Source organism: Actinomadura sp. 9N215, assembly GCF_044326345.1.
Lineage (GTDB): Bacteria > Actinomycetota > Actinomycetes > Streptosporangiales > Streptosporangiaceae > Spirillospora.
The window spans coordinates 80,144-99,057 of sequence record NZ_JBIRBA010000023.1; the positions used below are offsets into that span (position 1 = coordinate 80,144).

Annotated in this window: 17 protein-coding genes; 12 read left to right on the top strand and 5 right to left on the bottom strand. The window is 70.7% G+C overall.

Features of this window, described 5'->3' with window-relative positions; translation table 11 throughout:
* The first annotated feature begins 104 nt into the window (after positions 1–104).
* The 3 genes from ACH34T_RS31800 to fxsT all read left to right on the top strand — a co-directional run bounded on the left by ACH34T_RS31800 (position 105) and on the right by fxsT (position 7,426).
* Positions 105–1,637, top strand: coding sequence for a hypothetical protein (locus ACH34T_RS31800; protein WP_396024631.1), 1,533 nt, complete (start codon positions 105–107; stop codon positions 1,635–1,637).
* A 246-nt stretch (positions 1,638–1,883) separates the two neighbouring features.
* A complete protein-coding gene (locus tag ACH34T_RS31805; protein ID WP_396024632.1) occupies positions 1,884–3,011 on the top strand; it encodes an AAA family ATPase in 1,128 nt (375 codons plus the stop codon).
* A complete protein-coding gene (fxsT, locus tag ACH34T_RS31810; protein ID WP_396024633.1) occupies positions 3,008–7,426 on the top strand; it encodes an FxSxx-COOH system tetratricopeptide repeat protein in 4,419 nt (1,472 codons plus the stop codon). Before ACH34T_RS31805 ends, fxsT begins: the two co-directional genes overlap by 4 nt.
* 297 nt (positions 7,427–7,723) lie before the next feature.
* Here the strand turns inward: fxsT and ACH34T_RS31815 are convergent, their stop codons facing one another.
* Entirely contained in the window at positions 7,724–7,894 is a 171-nt protein-coding gene (locus ACH34T_RS31815; protein WP_396024634.1) for a DUF397 domain-containing protein, read from the bottom strand.
* A 204-nt stretch (positions 7,895–8,098) separates the two neighbouring features.
* On the opposite strand from ACH34T_RS31815, the gene ACH34T_RS31820 reads away from it, so the two are divergent.
* From ACH34T_RS31820 to ACH34T_RS31830, 3 genes are all read left to right on the top strand, one after another.
* A complete protein-coding gene (locus tag ACH34T_RS31820; RefSeq protein ID WP_396024635.1) occupies positions 8,099–8,233 on the top strand; it encodes a hypothetical protein in 135 nt (44 codons plus the stop codon).
* Positions 8,234–8,418: 185 nt separating this feature from the next.
* Positions 8,419–9,495, top strand: a complete 1,077-nt coding sequence (locus ACH34T_RS31825) for a hypothetical protein (protein WP_396024636.1) — start codon at positions 8,419–8,421, stop codon at positions 9,493–9,495.
* A 114-nt stretch (positions 9,496–9,609) separates the two neighbouring features.
* On the top strand, positions 9,610–10,557 hold the full coding sequence (locus tag ACH34T_RS31830) for a DUF4062 domain-containing protein (RefSeq protein WP_396024637.1): 948 nt from the start codon (positions 9,610–9,612) through the stop codon (positions 10,555–10,557).
* On the opposite strand, the gene ACH34T_RS31835 is transcribed toward ACH34T_RS31830, so the two are convergent.
* From ACH34T_RS31835 to ACH34T_RS31850, 4 genes are all read right to left on the bottom strand, one after another.
* Positions 10,551–11,417, bottom strand: coding sequence for a macro domain-containing protein (locus ACH34T_RS31835; RefSeq protein WP_396024638.1), 867 nt, complete (start codon positions 11,415–11,417; stop codon positions 10,551–10,553). The two genes, ACH34T_RS31830 and ACH34T_RS31835, sit on opposite strands and share 7 nt — an antisense overlap.
* Positions 11,418–11,475: 58 nt before the next feature.
* Positions 11,476–13,569, bottom strand: a complete 2,094-nt coding sequence (locus ACH34T_RS31840) for an MMPL family transporter (protein ID WP_396024639.1) — start codon at positions 13,567–13,569, stop codon at positions 11,476–11,478.
* A 153-nt stretch (positions 13,570–13,722) separates the two neighbouring features.
* Positions 13,723–14,286, bottom strand: a complete 564-nt coding sequence (locus ACH34T_RS31845; RefSeq protein ID WP_396024640.1) for an ArsR/SmtB family transcription factor — start codon at positions 14,284–14,286, stop codon at positions 13,723–13,725.
* Positions 14,287–14,383: 97 nt separating this feature from the next.
* Positions 14,384–15,070, bottom strand: a complete 687-nt coding sequence (locus tag ACH34T_RS31850; protein WP_396024710.1) for an ABC transporter ATP-binding protein — start codon at positions 15,068–15,070, stop codon at positions 14,384–14,386.
* 252 nt (positions 15,071–15,322) lie between these two features.
* Here ACH34T_RS31850 and ACH34T_RS31855 point away from each other — a divergent pair, with 252 nt between their 5' ends.
* The 6 genes from ACH34T_RS31855 to nuoK all read left to right on the top strand — a co-directional run bounded on the left by ACH34T_RS31855 (position 15,323) and on the right by nuoK (position 18,898).
* Positions 15,323–15,775 carry a hypothetical protein gene (locus ACH34T_RS31855; protein ID WP_396024641.1) on the top strand — a complete coding sequence of 151 codons (453 nt, stop codon included), beginning with the start codon at positions 15,323–15,325 and terminating at the stop codon, positions 15,773–15,775.
* A 70-nt stretch (positions 15,776–15,845) separates the two neighbouring features.
* Positions 15,846–16,193 carry an NADH-quinone oxidoreductase subunit A gene (locus ACH34T_RS31860; RefSeq protein WP_396024642.1) on the top strand — a complete coding sequence of 116 codons (348 nt, stop codon included), beginning with the start codon at positions 15,846–15,848 and terminating at the stop codon, positions 16,191–16,193.
* Positions 16,184–17,170, top strand: a complete 987-nt coding sequence (locus tag ACH34T_RS31865; RefSeq protein WP_396024643.1) for a hypothetical protein — start codon at positions 16,184–16,186, stop codon at positions 17,168–17,170. Before ACH34T_RS31860 ends, ACH34T_RS31865 begins: the two co-directional genes overlap by 10 nt.
* Complete coding sequence (locus ACH34T_RS31870; RefSeq protein WP_396024644.1) at positions 17,163–18,026, top strand: NADH-quinone oxidoreductase subunit H; 864 nt, start codon at positions 17,163–17,165, stop codon at positions 18,024–18,026. The genes ACH34T_RS31865 and ACH34T_RS31870 overlap by 8 nt, the downstream gene beginning before the upstream one ends.
* A 16-nt stretch (positions 18,027–18,042) precedes the next feature.
* A complete protein-coding gene (locus tag ACH34T_RS31875) occupies positions 18,043–18,603 on the top strand; it encodes an NADH-quinone oxidoreductase subunit J (RefSeq protein WP_396024711.1) in 561 nt (186 codons plus the stop codon).
* Positions 18,593–18,898 (top strand): NADH-quinone oxidoreductase subunit NuoK, encoded by a 306-nt coding sequence (gene nuoK / locus ACH34T_RS31880; RefSeq protein ID WP_396024645.1) that lies wholly within the window; start codon positions 18,593–18,595, stop codon positions 18,896–18,898. The genes ACH34T_RS31875 and nuoK overlap by 11 nt, the downstream gene beginning before the upstream one ends.
* Positions 18,899–18,914 lie beyond the last annotated feature (16 nt).

Consider the following 18,914-nt stretch of genomic DNA (forward strand, 5'->3'; position numbering starts at 1 on the left):
CGGCGGTTGACCGGATTGGCGGCGACTGGACGGTTCCACGTAAAGTCCAGCTTATTGCACGACCATGTCGCCTCCCGTCACTCCTGACCCGATGAGGACGATAGTTGTCACCAGCGACACAGGACCGCGGCGGGGTCCACGGGGCCCGCGGTGCTGACACCCACACGCTCGACACCCATGCGCTCACCTCGGCCCTCGCCAAAGTCCGGGTGATGCATCAGCACGCCTTCCGGCTGGAACTGGTCGAGGAGATCGGCCGGGAACTGGGCGAACCGCTGTCGTCGGAGGACAGCCAGAACGCGAGGATTCACATCTCCGCCATTGTGCGGGCGTGCGCGGACCGTACCGGCGGGATCGCCGCGCTCGCGAAGTGGCTGCCCGTGCTCGCCGGGGAGGACGACAGCGACGTCATCCGTTTCCGCGGCCTGGCGAGCCCGGCCGGACCCCTCGTGGGGCCCGAGGACGAGACCCGGCTGCGGGACGCGCTGGCGCAGTGCAGCGTGCCCGAGGTGCCCCGGCTGTTCAGCGCGGCGGCCGACGGCATGGTCGGGATGCTCGACATCCCGTGGAACGCCTGGGACGCCTTCGTCCGGCTCGCGGACACCAACGTCCGCTCCGACGACGTCCCACCCCATCTGGTGTTCGTGGGCAAGCTCGCGAACCTTCTGGCGCGGGCGCGGGACGACGCGTCCGCCCAGGCCTGCGCCGCGACCCTGCGCGCCTGGGTGACGGAGCAGATCGGCGCCTACCGGGCGCGGGGCGACCGGGAGCTCGCCGACCGGATCCGGCGGCTCTGCGCGCCCGCCGCGGCACCGGCCGGCACCGGCCTTCCGATGACGCTGATCGTCATGCTGGAGCAGGATCTGCGCGGCCGGGGCGACCGGTACGTGGTGACCCGGTGGCGGCAGCTGGACCCCGTCCAGTGGCGGCCGGAGCGGGACGCCGACGAGCTCGCGGTGCGCAGGGACGAGATTCCGGGCACGGTGGCGTCGCTGCTGCGGGCGGCCGAACGCGACTGGGCCGGACGGTTCGGCGGCTCCCTCGGCCTGGAGCTGATCCTGCCGAACGAGCTGCTCAACCTGGACGCCGACCAGTGGCCAAGCGACGAGGACGATGCCCTCGCCGTGCCGATCGGCGCCGAGTACGAGGTGATCCTGCGGAGCCAGCAGCGGCTGCGGGAACGGGCCTGGCATCGGCACTGGATCGTCCGGTCGCGGGCGCTCGGCTCGCCCGCGCTCGCGGGCGGCGCGAACCACGAGCTGCACCGGTGCCCGCCCGAGCTGGAGGGCGACGCGAGCAGGCTGCGGCTGCACCTGAACTCGCAGGAGACGGTCGTCGCCTATTTGCTGTCCTCGCCGCCGGACCGGGAGCCCGGCCGGTCGGAGCTTCCGGCCGCGCTGAGGGTGGGCGTGCCCGTCGTGCTGTGGTCCCGCGATCCGGAGGTCATGGCGGACCTGTGGGACGCGATGACCAGCGAGCCGCTGCACGCGCTTCCGGATCGGGTGAAAAGCATCCGGCGGGACGCCGCGATCAACCGTGATGCGGCCCGCAGATATGGTCGCCACATTTCATTGATTTGGGACAGCTACGACAGATTCATCGGGCTGGCCGAACCCTTCGTATCTACAGCTTTGTAGATCTTTATCACTGGACAGCCAGTTTAGGTCGCTTTAGCATTGAATCAACCAACCGTCGAAGTTGCCAAATGGTGGGGCGCGGGGCCATCCTTTTACCCGGCTGCTGCGCGGCCAAAGTGAACAATGTTCGTTTGTGTCACTGCTGCCCATTTGGTGGGGGTTTGTGCCGTGAGCGCCGATGAGCGGCCCGACCGTGTCGGTTCGCACGCGCGAGACAAGGGACCGTCGAACGGGCTCGGCGGTGGCGTGCCTGACTGGTGGATCTACCAGGGGACGGGGACGCCTCCCCCCGGCGGCTTCGACCTCGCCTCCGAGCTCCCCCCTCCGCCGCCCTGGCGCGCCTTCCGCGGCGAGCCGCTGCAGCCCCCGCCACCGGACGACGCCGAGCAACTGGAACGCAGGCTCGGCGCACCCGGCAGCCCGTCCGGTATCGACGAGGCCGAAATCGACGCGGTGAACGCCGCGCTGTACCTCCGCCGCCCCCTCCTCGTGCTCGGCCGCCCCGGCGTCGGCAAGTCGACCCTCGCCTACAAGATCAGCCGTGAGCTCGGCCTCGGCCGCGTGCTGCGCTGGCCGATCGGCTCCCGCAGCGTGCTCCGCGCCGGTCTCTACGACTACGACGCGATCGGCCGCGCCCAGGACGTCGCCTGGCGGGAGGGCGAGCGCCGGGCGTCCGCCGCCGACCGCCAGGAACGTCGCACGGACGCGCGCGAGCCGAAGGGGGACTCGCGCGAGCCGAAGGGGGACTCGCGCGGGGACGCCCCGGCCTCTCCCGACCCCGCCTCGATCGGCGACTACATCCGGCTCGGCCCCCTCGGCACCGCGCTGCTTCCGCACGCGGCGCCCCGCGTCCTCCTCGTCGACGAGCTGGACAAGAGCGACGAAGACCTGCCCAACGATCTGCTGGACGTCTTCGAGGAGGGTGTGTTCACCGTCCCGGAGCTGTTGCGGCTGGCCGGCCGCGCCCCGCAGGTCAGCGTGCACACCGACGACCCGGAGCGCAGGGCGACGATCACCCGCGGCCGGGTCGAGTGCAACGCCTTCCCGCTGGTGATCATCACGAGCAACGGCGAACGCGAGTTCCCGCCCGCCTTCCTGCGCCGCTGCCTGCGCTTCGAGCTCGCCGAGCCGTCCCCCGAACGGCTCGCCGACATGATCGCCGGGCATCTGGGGCGGACGGACGCCCAGGAGGCGAGGGAACTCCTGGCGCGATTCCTCGAACAGCGGTCCGTCACCCGGGACATGTCAGGCGACCAGCTGCTCAGCGCCGTCTATCTGGTCACCTCCGGACGGCTGCCGGTCGACGGCTCCCTCGACCGCGTGCTGGAGCTGCTGTGGCGCACGCTCGGCACGTCCGGACCGGTGCCGGCGTGACGCGGGACGACCGCCTGCTCTGGTACGAGATGGCCGACGCGCTGTGGTTGGAGGCGCACCGATCCGCGGCCGCCCGCGACACCGGGCACGCGGCGGGCGACCGTCCGCCGGCGCCTCCGGTCGATCGTCCTGGGCCGCCTCCCGGTGACCGTCCTGTACCGCCTCCGGGTTCCGTTCCGCGTCCCGGAGCGGCGTCTCCGGCCGCCGACCCGCCGCCGCCCGCACCCGGCCCTGGCGGGTTGCCGGACGCGCCGACCCCGTCCCGGCCCGACGCCGAAGATCCGCGGCGGGGCCTCCGGACGCCGCCGTCCGCACGTCCCGATGCCGCGGGCCATGATCCCTGGCGGACGGTGCCCGTCGCCGCCGGAGGCCCCGATGACGCCGGGCTCGGCATCGTCGAGTCGGTGCCGGTGGAAGTGCCGCCGTGCCCCGACAAGCGGGCCCTCGGCAAGGCCTTCCGCGTCTTCAAGCGGACGATCGAGGCGCCGGACGGGGAACGCGACCTCGACGAGGAGGCCACCGCCGAGCGCGCCGTCCAGGAACGGCTCTGGTGGCCGGTCCGCACACCTGCCACGGAACGGTGGCTCGACCTGGACGTGGTGATGGACGACAGCCCGTTGGCGGGCCTGCATCGCGGCCGATTCGACGCCCTGATCGACGCCGTCCGGGTGGTCTGCGCATTCCGGCGGATCCGCGTCCACCACCTGGACACGGCCGCCGCCGACCTGCGGCTGCGCCCCGCCAAGCCGATCGGCAGGCCCGGGCCCGTGCCCGACCTGGTCAGGTCCGGCGACCCGCGCCGCAGGCTCGTCATGGTGCTCAGCGACGGCGCGGGAGGCGCCTGGTACGACGGGCGGCTCGCCCCGCTGCTCGCGCGGGTGGCGGACGCGGCGCCGACCGTGGTGGTCAATCCGCTGCCCGTCCGGCAGTGGCGGCGGACCGGGACCCGGCCCGTCCCCGCCCGGCTGACGGCCCCGGGCCCGGCCGTGCCCAACCACCGCCTGGACGCCGTCCCGGCCTACGAGCCCGACGTGCCGGCCGTACCGGTCCCCATGGTGGAGCTGGCAGCGGGCCCGCTGGCCCGGTGGGGACGGTTCGTCACCGGCGACACGCGTCACCTGGACGGCGCCGTCATCTGGTGCGCCTTCTCGGAGACGGACGAGGCCTATGAGCCGGTCGTCCCCGCACCCGGCGGGCCCGACGGGACACCGGCCGAGCTGGTGAGCCGGTTCCGTGCCGTGGCGTCCCCGGAGGCGTTCCAGCTCCTGACGAACTTCGCCGCGCTCCCGCTCTCGCTGCCGCTGATGCGGCTGGTCCAGGCGGCGACGCTGCCGTCGTCGCGGGCGTCCGATCTGGCCGAGGTGCTGGGCAGCGGCCTGATCCGCCGGGTGGCCGCGGACCCTCCCGATCCGGTGGCCGTCGCCGTCACCCACGACTTCGTCGGCGGGGTGCGCGAGGCGCTGCTCGCCGGGGGGCGGCGGTCGCAGACCGCCTGGGTCATGATGTCGCTGCTCGACCGGCTGACCGGGGCGGCCGCGGTCCTGGCGCCGCTGCGGGAGCTGCTGATCTCGCCGGAGACGGCGCCCGTCCCGCGGGTGGCCGCCGCCAGCGCGCCCATCGTCTCCCCGTTCGTCGCCGGCATGAGGTCGCTCGGCGCCGCCTACCGCGAGCCCGCGGTACGGCTTCAGGCGATCCTCGATGGTTCCTCGTTGATCACTTCGGGTAGTCAAACCCTCGCAACTGATGATCATGTGAGTGATGAGGACGTCATGCAGTCATCCGGGGAAGTCGTCGCCGATCTGAACACACCTGTTCGCATGCAACGAAACGCGAGCCCTCCGCTGATCGCGTCCGATCTAGTCGCCCCTGGAGTCAGCGTGTCCATCCGTTCCGTCCCCCCGGCCGCGGATCGTGATCCGAATGAGCCGCCCCCGGTCTGGGGAAACATTCCGCCCCGCAACATCCAGTTCACCGGCCGCGAGGAACTGCTTCAGGAATTGCACGCATTGCTTTCGGAGGGCATGACGGCGGTGCTGCCGCACGCCCTGCAGGGCATGGGGGGTGTCGGCAAGTCGCAGCTCGCGGTCGAGTACGTCTACCGGCACATGCGCGACTACGACCTGATCTGGTGGGTGCCCGCCGAGGGGGAGGGGCAGATGCGCCAGTCCCTGGTCGAGCTCGCCGCCGAACTCGATCTTCCCGTCGTCCGGGAGGTGAACGTCGCGGTGCCGGCCGTGCTGGAGGCGCTGCGGGTCGGGCGTCCGTTCCGGAACTGGCTGCTCATCTTCGACAACGCCGAGGATCTGACCGACGTCCGCGAGTTCTTCCCGAAGGACGGGCCGGGCAAGATCCTGGTGACGTCGCGCAACCCCGCCTGGACGGGGGTGGCGCACACCCTTGAGGTCAACGTGTTCGAGCGGCGGGAGAGCATCGAGCTGCTGCGCGTCCGCGATCCGGACCTGGCCGACGATCCCGCCGACCGGCTGGCCGAGGCTCTCGGCGACCTTCCGCTGGCGATCGAGCAGGCCGCGGCATGGCTGGCCGAGACCGCCATGACGGTGGACGAGTACCTGCGGCTGCTGCATGAGAAGACGGAGGAGCTCCTCGCGCAGCACACCTCGTCGGGCGACTACGCCGTCCCCGTCGCCGCCGCGTGGAACGTGTCCCTGGAACGGCTGCATTCGAGCAACCGGCCGGCTTTGCGGCTGCTGCAGATGTGCGCGTTCTTCGCTCCCGAGCCGATCTCGCTGCGGGTCCTTTCCGGTGCGCGCAATCTCGAAGGCCCCGCCGAGCTCCTGGAGGCGCTGTCCGATCCCATCCAGCTCGGCCGGGCGATCAGGGCGATCAACCAGTACGCGCTGGCGAAGATCAGCCACAGGCACAACACGATCATGCTGCACCGCCTGGTCCAGCGCGTCCTTCGCAGCCAGCTCGACGACGAGGAGACGGCCGAGTACCGGCACTGCGCTCACCTGCTGCTGGCCAACGCCGACCCGAACAACACGGCGTCGCCCGACCAGTGGCCGACCTACGCGGCCCTGGTTCCGCACATCCGGTTCTCGGGACTCGTGCGGTCCACGGACAAATGGGCGCGTTCACTCGTTCTGAACACAATGGACTTCCTCTTCCGGTGCGGCGACTACCAGGGCTCGCTGAGGCTCGCGCAGGAGGCGGTCCAAGCCTGGACCGAAATGCTCGGGGACGACGATGACCAGAAACTCGAAGCGCAGCTGACCCTGGGGCGGGCGCTGCGCAGCCTCGGGCTGCACCGGGAGGCCTACGAAGGGGACCAGAACGCCCGGGACATCCTGGTCGCGAAGTACGGCGAGGACCACGAGCGGTCCCTGGTGGCCAAGGGGTTCGTCAGCAACGGGCAGCGCATGCTCGGGGACTTCGCGGGGTCGCTCGACACGGGCCGGCGCGTGTTCGAGACGGCGCGCCAGCGGTTCGGGCCGGACGACCCGGTCACGCTCACGCATGCCTTCTTCTACGGCATCAGCCTGCGCCTCAGCGGACGGCCTGAGGAGGCCGAGCAACTGGACCGCGATACGCATGCGCGCCAGGCCCGCGTGCTCGGCGAGAACCACCTGCACACGATCAGTACGATGGCCGGCCTCGGTTTCGACGTCATGGAGAGCGGCCGTTACCTGGAGGCCCGGGAGATCATTCGCCAGAACCTCGCTCGGATGCGCGCGAGGTACGGCGAGAACCATCCGGGCACGTTGGACAACCTCAGCACCCTGTCGGTGGCGGAGCGCAAGGCCGGTGACCATGACACCGCGCTCACGCTGTCCGCCGAAGCCCTGGCGCTGGGGCGGGCGCGTTACGGTGACGAGGTGCCCGGGTACAGCAGCATGGCGCTCAACCATGCCATCAACCTGCGGCAGGCCGGCAACATCCAGCAGTCCATCATCGCCGGCCAGGACGTCGCCGAGCAGCACGAGGTCCTCTACGGCGCCCTGCATCCCTCGACCCTGGCCGCGAAGGTGAACGTCGCGGTCTCGCTGCGCCTCGCCGGACGCATCGAGGAGGCCCTCCACCTGGAGGACGAGATCCTGCCGCCCCTCGCCGAGGCGCTCGGCGAGGACCACCCCTGGCCCATCATCGGCGCCATCAACCACGCCAGCAGCCTTTCCGCCCACGGCGACACCGAGGACGCCGCCGAACTGGGCCGCGCGGCCTATGAGCGGGCGAGGCGCGTCAACGGCGAGGACCACCCGACGACGCTGGCGGCCATGCTCAACCTCGCGCTCGACCTGCGTGCACTCGGCGGCGAAGGCGAGGCGGAGGCCGAGACGCTCTTCGCCGACGTCCTGGTGCGTTATCGGCGCACACTGGGCGCGACCCATCCGGCCACGACTGCCGCCGAAAGAAATACCCGCGCCGACTGTGACATCTACACGATTCCACTTTGACGAGCCGGCGTGAAAGAGAAATGGGCCGCCCGGTCAGGCGTTTCAAGGGTCCGGCCGTCATGCATTCTGTTCGGAGAAACATGGAATCGGAGGGGAGCCGAGAGCGGCGATGATCTCCAGGAAGACCATCGGGCTGGCGAACTGGCGGACGAGTACTCGCTCTGGTGGAGGGGCCAATAACCAGTGTGTGAGCGTCGCCGTCGTCCGGCACCGACCCCCGGCGGGGGCGGGAGAGGTGGCCGAGCACCGGCGTTCCTGCCTTGTCTGCCCACTGCTGAAGACGTCCCCGAAGGTTGATCAGTCCGGGTCGTAGTGGCCTGATTTGATACGGCGGAGGAGCACCCGCCATTCGTGCTCGACCAGGAAGAGCACGGGACCCGCCGGGTCCTTGCTGTCCCGGATCGCCACCCAGTTCTCCATCGCGTTCTCGTCGTGCGCGCGGTCCTGCGCCGACTCGGGGAATTCCATTGCCGCACCGCCCGTGCGTCGCTCACCGGTACCGTACGGACACCGGGAGTCCGAAAGTTCAACACCAGCATGTCAGGCCCGGTTTGTTGTTGCTAGTCCTCTTTGTCCGCAATACAGGCTGGGAGTGCGGTCCATTCGGGGGCCGGTGCGCGGCTGGGCAGCGCGGTTCTGATCGACGAGACCCGCCTGCTGACCTGTGACCATGTGGCCTTCGATCGAAGGCGGGGTCGGCTCCGCGAGCTGTGGGTGGAGTTCCGGAAGGCCGAAGAGGACGACGAGCTGCGCTGCCAGGTCCGGAGCGTGGCGCGTTCCGCGCGGTACGACCCGGCGCTGCTGTGACAGGCGCCCGCCGCCGTTGCCGTGGGACGGGGAACGCGTGACCATCGCGCGGAATGACATGCATTTCCTTGATGATCTGCTTCGCATATTTTCAAGGGAAGGGCAATTGGCGGCTTCCGTCGTGACTTCGTGGTCATATGAATGCGGTGGAGATCGCTCCGAACTCCCGAGGGGAGAACTGGGACATGAGGCATTGGGCCACTCGCATCGCCGCGTCGATCGGGGTCGCCGCGGTCGTGCCCGCCGTCGCGCCGGCCGGCCACGCCATGGAGGTGCGCCGGGCTCCGGGATCGGTTCTGGTGGACGAGTCGTTCACCCGCGACACCGCGGACTCGCGCTTCATCGGGTACGGAGCGGCCTGTCTGACCGGCGCCAAGCGTGGAAGGGCGGAGGCGGAGGCCACGAACCATCCGCTCAGGGGCTGCCGCCGGGACCCGGCCGGTCCCGTGCCGCCGGGAGGCGCGGCGCGGCGTGGATATCTTCAGCTCACCGATGCCCATTTCGAAGTGACCGGCGCCGTGATGTTCGATTCGCCCATTCCCGCGAAGAACGGGCTGGTGGCGACGTTCGAGCAGTGGCAGTACGGCAACACCACGCGGGAGCCGGCCGACGGGATCTCGTTCTTCCTCATCGACGGTTCGAGGCCCCTCACCACGCCGGGCGCCTTCGGCGGAAGCCTCGGTTACGCGCAGAAGCTGCCGGGCGGCCGGCGGGACGCTCAATTCGTCCCGGGCGTCAATGGCGGATATCTCGGCGTCGGGCTCGATGCGCTGGGCGAGTATTTCGGCGACGGAGAAGGGCGCGGGAACGGTTGTGAGCGGCGTTCTCCGGCGGGGACGGCGTTCCGTCCGCCCGCTCCCGGTCCCAATGTCGTGTCCGTCCGGGGCCCCGGCGACGGCATCGAGGGCTATTGCCTGCTGGCTGCCACGGCCGGTAAGAGGCCGGCCAGAGGGTTCTGGCCGTCGACACTTCCCGGAAAGCTCCACGGCGGCCGCAGGACGATACCTGCCGGCGCCACCGCGCAACGGGCCGAAGCTCTGCTGGCGCCGGTGAAACGGACCGTCCGTGTCGCGGTGTCGTCCGGGAGGGCCCCGATAGTCAGGGTCTTCATCGACTTCCAGGACGGCGAAGGCTTCCGGCGTGTGCTGAGATTTCGGGCGCCCAAGCCTGTTCCGGACACGGTCAAGTTCGGGTTCGCCGCGTCCACGGGACCGCGCACGGACGTGCACCTCATCCGCCGGGTCGTCCTGCGCGGCAAATAGAGGGTCCCCGGATATGCGCGCGCGACGACCTTATTAAGGGTTAATCGCGTCCGTGTGGTGCGTGGAGAAGGGTAGGGTGCTGAGCCGTCCGGGCGCGAGCGGGGAGGGCGGGCCGTGTTCAGTGATCCACGCCATCAGGTCTTCGTGAGTTCGACCTTCAGCGACCTTGTCGAGGAGCGCAGGCACGTCATGCAGGCGCTCCTGGAACTCGATTGCATACCTGCGGGGATGGAGCTGTTCCCGGCGTCGGACGATGATTCGTGGACGCTCATCAAGCACGTCATCGACGAGTCGGACTACTACATCGTCATCGTGGGCGGCCGTTACGGCTCGGTGCACGAGGACGGAATCTCCTACACGCGGATGGAGTACGAATACGCCCTCGAAAGCCGGAAGCCGATCATGGGATTCCTGCACGAGGATCCGCAGAGTCTTCCGCTGTCGCGGAGCGAGGAATCCGAGGCCGGGCGTGCGGCGCTCGCCTCTTTCCGTGAGCTCGTCGCACAGAAGCAATGCAAGTTCTGGAAGACTCCGGAGGATCTGGGCGGGGCGGTGAGCCGGGGGATGGTCCGGCTGCGGAGATCGCATCCGATGGCGGGCTGGGTCCGCGCCGACACCCATGGCGACGTCGCGCTCCGCGAGCGCATCATGGAGCTGGAGACCGAGCTCGCCGCGCTGAGGTCCAGAATCGGCCGGCGGTCGATATCGCGGAACTCGACGCTGGAGGGCGGGGACGAGAAGGTCACGCTCACCGTCAATCCGGGGCGCAAGTCATCGGGAGTTCAGGTGACCTGGAATGAGGTCTTCCGCGCGATGACGCCGAGCGCCCTGCACGGAGTCACCCGTGATGAACTCGTGCAATTTCTCGGTGGCTGGCTGGGGCGACGAAACAAGGTGGATCCTCCCCGGTACTTGGGAGAGGAAAGCCTTGCGCAGGTTCTTATTTTCATGATCGCTTCCGGTGTGCTCGAGCGGCAGGGTAAAACCTATTATCTTACCGAACGCGGCATCGGCCTGGCGGCAAGTATGCAGCTCAAGGGAAAGCCGGCTGAGCCTCACTGAGCCGACAGGAAGTCTTCTATCTCCTGGATGTTCAGGTTGGCGGCCAGCTTCGGGTGGATGACGAGCCGCAGCTGATCGGCTATCACGCCCTCCCGGCTCGCCGCCATGTACGAGATGAGGATCAGCCGGATCAGGTCGTGGGGCGGCAGGTTGCTGATGCGGGCGAGTCCCGTCCCTAGTACGGAGACCGAGACGGTTCGGCGTTCCCCATGACGGCGGACGGCCTTCCATGTTTCGGAGAGGCTTCGCCACAGGTCGTCGACCGTGGAGTGCACGACATTGTCGTTGTCCGAGGTGGAGTAGGCGACGCAGAAGAACCTTCTGTCCCTCTCGCCTATCACGACGACGGTTCCGACCGGATATCTCGCCAGCTTCCCCTGCGGGCGGTCGGCGCGCGTTTCCATCAGGGACGCCGGGACGTCCCGCAGTGCCTTCTCCAGGTCCTCGTCCAGCCGCGGGAGCTCGCCGCCGTACTCGCGGTCGAGCATCTGGCCCTGGATGCTGTGCGGGGCTATCACCGAGGCGGTGTCGGTGTCGAAGGTGTCGTTCATCCCGATGATGAGGTGCCCGTCCTGCCGGAAGAGGTCGCCGACGACGATCGTGATCGTCGTCCCGGGGGTGGGGAAATAGCGGGAGAAGGACGTGCGCGGCCACACGTTCGCCGTGGCGATCGCGCAACATCCGACGAGGGCGGCGCCGAGGTAATAGGCGCCGAAAGGCTTGAAGGGGTCACGGAACAGCGCCTCGATCAGCCCGGCGGCGGCCGACGCGATTCCGAAGCACGTCAGGAACGTGACGGCCCACAACTGGAGCGTCCTCGCGGAAAGAAGGGTCTCATGGGCGACACCGGGAGTCAGCATTGTTCTCCGCCTCCCGGTGTCCGCCGTATGGCCCAATCGGCCCGTGTTGTGAACGCCGCTACCTTATCTGCGGGTGCGGGATCTCCGATGCCGATTGGGCATCTGAAGTTCCGTTCGTCCGCGCCGCGATTCGGCCGGGCCACCAGAAGTGGCGGCCGGTGTCCAGCGCGAGGGCGGGGACGATGACGGAGCGGACGAAGAAGGTGTCCAGCAGCACGCCGAGCGAGACCAGAAGGCCGATCTGCACCATCATCGTGACCGGCATGACCCCGAGGACGCCGAAGGTCGCGGCCAGGACGAGCCCGGCGCTGGAGATGACGCCGCCGGTGACGCCCAGGCCGCGCAGGACGCCCGTCCGGTGGTCGCTGCGCCCGACCTCCTCGCGGACGCGGGCGACGAGGAACAGGTTGTAGTCCACGCCCAGCGCGACCATGAACAGGAAGCCCATGAGCGCGACCTGCGTGTCCAGGGCCGGGAAGTCGAACGCGTACCGGAACAGCAGCCAGGACGCGCCCAGGGCGGCGAAGTACGACGCCACGACCGTGCCGATCACCAGGATCGGGGCGACCAGGGCGCGGAGCAGCGCGATCAGGATCAGGAACACGACGGCCAGGACGAGCGGGATGACGACGCGGCGGTCGTGGGCCTGCGCCTCGGCCAGGTCGATCTCGGCGGCCGTGCTCGCTCCGATCGTGGCGGCGGGAACCGTCCGGCGGAGGTCGCGGACGGTCCGCTCGGCCGCCGCGCTGTCGGGCGGGTCGTCGAGGACGACTTCGAGTTTGGTGAGGCGTCCGTCCTTGGAGGGTTGGGGGCTCTGCACGGCGGCCACGCCGGGGGCGTCCCGGAGGGCGGCGGTGACCTCGGGCGCGTCCGCTTTGTCGGTGATGACCTGGAGCGGGCGGCCCTCGCCGCCGGGATAGTGCTCGGCGAGGATGCGTTCGCCGACGGTGGAGCTCGGCGTGTCGGTGAGGAAGTTCGCGCGGTCCAGGCCCGTGTTGATGCCGAGCGCGGCGGACGCGAGCGCGCCGAGGACCGCGAGGCCGCCGATCCAGACCAGGCGGGGGTGGGCCGCTATGCGGTGGCCGACGCGGTCCCACACGCCGCGGGCGGGCGGGGCGTCGCCGTGGCGCGGGATGCGGGGCCAGAAGATCCAGCGTCCGAAGATGACGAGCAGCGCCGGCAGCAGCGACATGACGACGACCAGCCCGGCGAGGACGCCGATGGCGCCGATCGGGCCGAGCGCGTAGTTGAAGCCCATGTCGGCGGCGAGCAGGCAGAGAAGGCCGAGCGATACCGTCGCGGCGGACGCGACGATTGGCGCGGCGGCGCGGCGGAGCGCGACCGCCATGGCGCGGTGGCGGTCGGGGCTGCGGCGCAGCTCCTCGCGGTAGCGGGCGAGGAGGAGCAGCGCGTAGTCGGTCGAGATGCCGAACACGAGCGCGTTGAGGATGGTGGACATGCCGTCCGCCACGTAGAGGCCGGCGTGCTCGCCGAGGAGGTAGACGACCGCGTTCGCCGCCTGGAGCGCGATCGCCGCGCTCACGATCGGCAGCAGCCACAGGATCGGGCTGCGGTAGGTGAGCAGCAGCACGGCGGTGACGACGAGGATCGTGATGATGAGGATCGGCTTGTCGATGTTCTCGAAGGCGTCGCCGACGTCGAGCGCGGAGCCCGCGGGGCCGGTCAGGCGGACGTCCAGGCCGTCCGGGGTGTTCGCGCGGGACTGGTCGCGGAGCTTCTCGGCCTTCTCGGTGAGGGCGTCGTCGTCCGGCAGCGGGACGTTCAGTATGAGCGCCCTGCCGTCGCCGGACGCCCGCGGCGGCGCGACGGGCCCCGCGGCGAGGGGCGCGAGCGCGCGGCGGTCGGTCTCGGCCTTCGCCCGGTCGGCGGGCGTGATGCCCGAGGAGCGGGAGTAGACGACGATGCCGGGGGACAGCTCGCCGCCTGGGAAGCGCGGGACCAGCTCCTCGACCTTCGTGGACTGGGCGCCGCGCGGGAGTTCGGCGGTCGCCTTCCCCTCGACGACGTCCGGCAGGCTGCTCGCGGCCGGGACGGCCAGGACGGTGATCGCGACCCAGGCCAGCAGGACCGCCCATTTCAGCAGGCGGCCCGGCGATGGCGCGGGCGTCCGGTGTTTGCGTGAGAGCAGCATGAGGTGCTCTCCTTTCCGTGGGGTTCGCTGTCGCGTGAGAAACACGCCGTTCGGCGTGGTGATGCGGGCTCCGCCCGTCCGGGCCGCCGAGGGGCAACTCGGCGGCCCGGACCTCGCTGGGCCGGGCCTTGCTGGGCCCCGGGCCTCAGGGCCTCAGACCTCCGGGAACGCCAGGAATCTGGCGTAGAGGGTGCGCGCCTCCGGGTGCGGGTCGTCGTCGGCGCGTTTGTAGCGGTAGAGGAGCGCGATGTACTCCTCGAAGAAGGGACGCACCTGGTCCGGCGTCAGCGTGACGGTGGCGAACGAGAAGAGCAGCGCGTCCGCCCACGGCCCGCCGAGCTTGTCGCGTTCGCGCTGGAAGCGGGTGAGCATGTCCAGCTCGTTGGCGAACTCCAGGCGGGTCAGCTCCTCCAGCGCCGCGCGCATCTCCGGGGACTGCTCGCTGTACGGGGGGAACCGCCGGTCGCCGGGCACCGCCCGCCACCAGCGCTCCCGTCCGCGCGCCAGCTCCGGAGCCTCCTCGATGAACCCGTGCTTGGCGAGCTGCCGCAGGTGGTAGCTCGTCGAGCCGGTGCTCTGGCCGAGCTCGCGGGCGAGGGTCGTGGACGACACCGGACCGCGCCGCATGATCTCGGCGATCCGCTGCCGCAGCGGGTGCGCGAGGAGGCGCACCTGCCGCGGATCGGTGATCGCCTCGGGCGGCGGTTGTTCCTTCATGCTCTGGACGGTAGAAGTTGCAAAGAGGCTTTGCAACTACTCTTGGCAAAGTTCACCGGGTGGGGGGAGAGGGCGCGACCTGAGAGGGAGGGCGCGGCTAGCTCTGCCGGTCGAGGACGCGGCCGTCGGTGAGGGTGATCACGTGGTCGGCGTGCGCGGCGGCGGACGGGTCGTGGGTGACCATCACGATCGTCTGGCGCAGCTCGTCCACGCAGCGGCGCAGGAACGCGAGGACCTCGGCGCCGGAGCGGGAGTCGAGGTTGCCGGTCGGCTCGTCCGCGAAGATCAGCTCGGGGCGTCCGGCGAGGGCGCGGGCGCAGGCGACGCGCTGCTGCTGGCCGCCGGAGAGCTGCGCCGGACGGTGGGAGAGGCGGTCTCGGAGGCCGACCGTGTCGATCACCTCGTCGAGCCAGGCCTGGTAGAGCCGCCGGCTCGCGATGTCGGCGGGGAGCGTGATGTTCTCCAGCGCGGTCAGGGTCGGGACGAGGTTGAACGCCTGGAACACGAAACCGACCCGGTCGCGGCGGAGCCGGGTGAGGCCGCGGTCGTCCAGGTCCGTGATGTCGGTGTCGCCGACGTGGACGCGGCCCGAGTCGGGGGAGTCCAGGCCGGCCATGACGTGCATGAGCGTCGACTTCCCTGAGCCGGACGGGCCCATCACGGCGACGAAGCGCTCGCGGGGGATGCCGACGGTGACGCCGTCCAGCGCCGTCACGCGGGCGTCGCCCGTCCCGTAGGTCTTGCGGACGTCTTCGGTCCGCGCGGCGAACTCGGTCACGTTGATGCCCCTTTCCGTACCCCTTGATCGAAGCGGAGGGAGTGCGGCGCGCGGCAGCGCCGGACGGAGGGGACGGCCGCGACTTTCGGAGGGGGTGCGCGTCCTTGGCTGATCGGCGCGGCTGTGGTCAACTAAAATCATTGGCACGGTGGGAGGGGCATGATGCGGGATCGCACGGACGCGACGTCGTCGGGCGAGGCCTCAGGCGGAGCGTCAGGCGGAGCGTCAGGCGGGGCCTCGGGCGGAGCGTCGCCGGGCGTGGGGGCGTCGGGCGCGGTGTCGCCGGCCGCGTCGCTGGCCGACAAGCTCGAATGGCTGATCCGGAACCTGTGGCCCGCGCACGCGGAGGCGCCGCGCAACAACGTGGAGACCGCCGCCGCCATCGCGCACGCCACCGGCGAGGACATCTCGTCCACCACCGTGTGGAAGCTGCGCACGGGACGGCAGGAGAACCCGCAGCTCAAGACGCTCACCGCGCTCGCCACGTTCTTCGGCGTGCCGATCGGGTTCTTCGGCTTCCCGAGCGAGGCCGAGCCGATCGGGGAGGACCTCACGCTCAAGGCGCTGCGGCGCGACGTCGAGAACGGCGTCATCCGTCCCGAGGTGCTGCGGGCGCTCGTCGACCTGTCGCCGGAGGCCCGCTGGGTCGTGGACGAGATGATCCTCGGCGCGGCCGCCGCCGACCGGGAACGGCACGGCGGACACGGTTAGCCCGAGGTTTCACAGGCTCCTGATCAGGTAGGGGTCCGGGTTGTGAGGTGACCCGTACCCCGGAGGGGCAATGGCGCCGTTCGTTGTCGTCCTTTCGGTGGCGGGGCTGGTGGCGGCGCTCGTCGCCGGTGTGTACGCCGTCTCGTGGGTGCTGGCCCCTCCGGGGGTCGTCGAGGCCGGGCCGTTCCTGTCGGGGGCGCGTCCGGTCGAGCACGCGGTGTCGCGGTATCACGTGCGGTGGTACACGGTGTCGATGGTCTTCCTGGCCTTCGACATGGAGATGGTCTTCATGTATCCGTGGGCGCTCGTCGTCGCGTCCGTGGGCGTGAAGGCCGTCGTGGAGATGTTCCTCTTCCTGGCGCTGATCCTGGTCGGGGTGCTGTACGCGTGGCGTGAGGGGGCGCTGCGGTGGGCCTGAGAGCGTTCGCGGCTCGTCGTCCGCGCCCGCGCCCGTTCGTCGTGTCGGCGGCGGACGGGACGGGCGACAGGGTGCGGGTCGAGGCCGAGCTGCGGCGGCGCGGGTGGCGGGCCGCGCTCTCGCCCGCCGAGACGGGGACGCTCGTGGTGTGCGGCGATCCGGGGGCGGAGCTGGCGGAGGCCATCGACGCCGTGTGGCGGGACATGCCGGAGCCGCGCGTCCGGGCCTCGGCGGACCTGGTCGGGGTAGGGGGCACTGTCGGGGTGGGGGGCGCTGATGGTTCGCGGCCGCCGTGGGGACTCGACGAGGTCTCCATGGCCGATCGGGCGGACGATCGGGACGGGCTGCGGCTCGACGTCCTGCACGTGCCGCTCGGGCCCGTGCTGGCGTACTGGCCCGCGGGGTTGCGGGTCGACCTGACGTTGCAGGGCGACGTCGTCCAGGCGGCCGAGGCCACCGCGGTCGACACGGCGGACGGCTCGTTCTGGGACCGTGACGACGGGATGGCGCGGTGGGCGGCGTGCCGTCTCGACAGCGTGTCCCGGCTGCTGCGCGTCGCGGGGTGGGAGGCGGCGGGCGAGCGCGCGGCGGTGCTGAGGGACGAGGCGCTGGCGGGCGTCCCGGACGAGGTGCTGGCGAAGCGGTTCCTTCCGTTCGCGCGGAGGGTCGGCCGGTCGCGGGCACTGCGATGGATGACGCGGGACGTCGGGGACGTGTGGCCCCGGCTGGACGAGTGGCTGCGTGACATCGGAACCGCATTGGACGGGCAGCCCGGTCGGCAGGCTCCCGGGCGGGCCGGTGGCCGGGCCGGTGGGCGGGCTGGTGGGCAGGCCGGTGGGCTGGATGGTCGCGGGCGCGGGGCGTGGCGTGAGGCGCTGGCGGTGTTGCCCTCGCTGCTCGAAGGGGCCGGGCTGGCGGAGGCGCGGCTGATCGTCGCCGGTCTCGATCCCGATCTCGGGGCGGCCGGTGATGGTTGAGGTGCTGGTGCTGGGCGTGCTGGCGGTGGGGGCCGCGTCGCTGAACGCGGCGTTCGCGGGACGTCCCGCCGAGCCGTTCCACGAGGTGGTGCGGCTGCTGACCCTGCAGCGGCGCGTCACCGCCCGGGCCGACCTGCTGCTGGCCAGGATCGGGGTGATCTCGCTGCCGGTGGCGGCGGCGCTCGCGGCGCTCGTGGTGCCGTTCGGGGACCGGGCCGCGGTGGACACGTCGATCGGGGTCGTCTGGTTCAACGCGATGGAGGTGGTGGCGTGGGCGTCGGTGTGGCTCGCCGGATGGGGCGCCAACTCGGCGTACGCGCTGGTCGGCGGGTACCGGTTCATCGCGCAGGGGCTCGCGTACGAGCTGCCGCACATGTTCGCGCTCATCACGGCGGCGCTGGCCGCGCACTCGCTCGACCTTCGCGCCATCGGGGAGGCGCAGGACGGGCTCTGGTACGCGGTCTGGATGCCGGTGGCGTTCGCCGTCTACCTGATGTCCGCGCTGGCCATGGCGTTCTGGGGGCCGTTCGGGCATCCGGTGGGCGATGACCTGGCGGGCGGCGCGGCACTGGAGCTGCCCGGGCCGGACCGGGTGCTCTTCCTGGCGGGACGCTACGGGCTGCTGACGGTGTCGGCCGCCGTCGCGGTCCCGCTGTTCCTCGGTGGCGGGGACGGGCCGCTGCTGCCGGGGTGGCTGTGGTCGGGGGTGAAGGCGTGCGCCGTCCTGGCCCTGCTGGTGTGGACGCGGCAACGCCTGCCGGTGCTGCGCATGGACCGGTTCATGACCGTCGCGTGGACGGTGCTGATCCCCGCCACGCTGCTGCAGATGCTCGTCGTCGGAATCGTCGTCGTGTGAGGAGGAGCGGGGAGTGATGGAGGACGCCGGGTTCTGGGTGCTCGCCGTGGCGGCGGTCGGGTTCGGCGCCGCGGTGTTCGCCGTCGACTCGATGGCGCGGGCGACGTTCGCGCTGCTCGCGTCCTTCCTCTGCGTCGGGGGCGAGCTGCTGCTGATCGGGCTGCGCTATCTCGGGGCGCTGGTCGTGCTGATGATGATCATGGAGATGCTGGTGATGGTCGTCTTCATGGTCATGTACATGATGAACCCGGCCGGGCTGATGCCGATGACGATGGTCCACAACGCGCGGGGCGCGGCCGTCATCGCGGGCGGCGCGTTCGCGGCGCTGGCGGCGGGGATCTTCGCGGTGCCGTGGCCCGAGCGGGACGGACGGCCGCCGCGCGACCCGGCGTTCGCGCTCGGAGAGTCGATCATGGGGCCGAAGATGCTGGTCATGATGGTGATCGGCATCGCCATCCTGGCCACCATGATCGCGACCGTGGCGCTGGCGACCCAGCACGGCCGCTACGACGGAGGCCGCACCGATGCAGGCCGCACCGATGCAGGCCGCCATGCCGGGGGTCGCGATGACGCTTGAGGCGTTTCTGCTGCTGGCCGCCGCGCTGTTCTGCGTCGGGCTGTTCGGCGCGCTGTCGCAGCAGTCGATCGTGATGCTGATGATGGGCCTCGAACTGATGGTCAACGGGGTGATCGTCGCGGCCGCCGGGTTCTGGCGCTGGGTGTCGCCCGGGTCGGCGGACGGGCAGGTCCTCGTCCTGGTCGCTGTCACGGCGATGGCGCTGGAGATGGCGATGGGGTTCGCCGTCGTCACCGCGCTGTTCCGGGCGCGGGAGGTCGACCTGACCGATGACGCTGGAGATCTCAAGGGATGATCCCGGGGTGGGGGAG